The following is a 1,203-nucleotide window of genomic DNA, read 5'->3' on the forward strand; positions in this document are numbered from 1 at the left end:
GTTTTATTTCTTTTATAACTTCATTATTTACTTTTATATTGTGTACAAAACCAGTATTAAAACTTAAATTAATTTGCATTGTAGTTCCTTTATAAAGATAACTCTAAGCTTCGTTTAAATTCTCTTTTTAATTCATTGATAATTAAATTATTATTTCGATTATAAGAATTTGAAATATTATGTAAAGTTAAGGTTTTATGCTGCATTACATCTTTAATATTTAAAGCATATACTCTATATTCAAAGATTCCATTTTGATCTTTATGTACTGCAAATCCTACCCAATATTGTGTAACTTTAAAATAATTACCTAATGCAGCCCAATATTCAAATAATCTTTGAGTATTTAATTCATTGTGCATTTTAGTTTCAGGATTCAAATAGCATTGAGACTGACCCATAGGACAAAGCCCTATACTATTTCTTATCAATAAACCATCACTATTAAATCTAGCACCCAACTCTCCTTGTAAATCTGTAATAGCAAAAACACCATAAGTATTTGAATCTATCCATAACTCTACAGGTATATACCCGCCACGAACCTTATTCATCTCTTCAGTATTTAAAACTTTCACACCTAATGAACTATCACTTATAGCACCTTTGCTAATATCTGCTAATAAATCATTAGCATTAGCACTTAAGCCTAAAACGGCAACTAAAGATAAAACTTTTAATGTTTTTTTAAACATTATCTCTCCTTTATTTTGAAATGACATCTCATAATATCTTAAGAAATTTTAAATAAAACTTAATATTAAAAATATTATTAATATTTGTTACTTTTCGTAATATTTTTAAATAATTCATAATTTTAAATTCCTTTAAAATTAATGGAATTTGAAATAGGAATTTAAACTTTCATATCAAATAAACTTATATTTTTTTGGCTGTATTGTAAAGCCACTTGCAAAAACTCTTCAAATGTTTCATAACTATCTATATCTTTAGGAGCTTTTAGATTTTTACCACTTAGCATTTCATAAGCTAGTTTTTCATACCAATTTAGTATTTTTTTATATTCTTTTGCTAATTCTTCACTTCTTGCTCTTTTAAAATCTTGTGATAATCTATTTGCTTCATCAGCTAAGTATTTTGGCATTTTTGAAATATCGCTTTGAGTTATTAAACCTTTTGCTACCATAGAATTAAGTGGTTTTGCGACATTTTGTGCGAATTCTTTATAATCTACAAATCTAT

2 protein-coding genes are annotated in these 1,203 nt (G+C 25.4%); both read right to left on the reverse strand.

Going from position 1 to position 1,203, the window contains the following annotated elements; translation table 11 throughout:
- Positions 1 to 89: 89 nt before the first annotated feature.
- Complete coding sequence (locus AVBRAN12647_RS09565) at positions 90 to 695, reverse strand: hypothetical protein (RefSeq protein ID WP_336615112.1); 606 nt, start codon at positions 693 to 695, stop codon at positions 90 to 92.
- A gap of 161 nt (positions 696 to 856) precedes the next feature.
- The coding region (locus AVBRAN12647_RS09570) for a hypothetical protein (protein WP_336615113.1) at positions 857 to 1,203 on the reverse strand (347 nt) is incomplete at its 5' end.

This window comes from Campylobacter sp. RM12647 (assembly GCF_020138135.1).
Classification (GTDB): Bacteria; Campylobacterota; Campylobacteria; order Campylobacterales; family Campylobacteraceae; genus Campylobacter_E.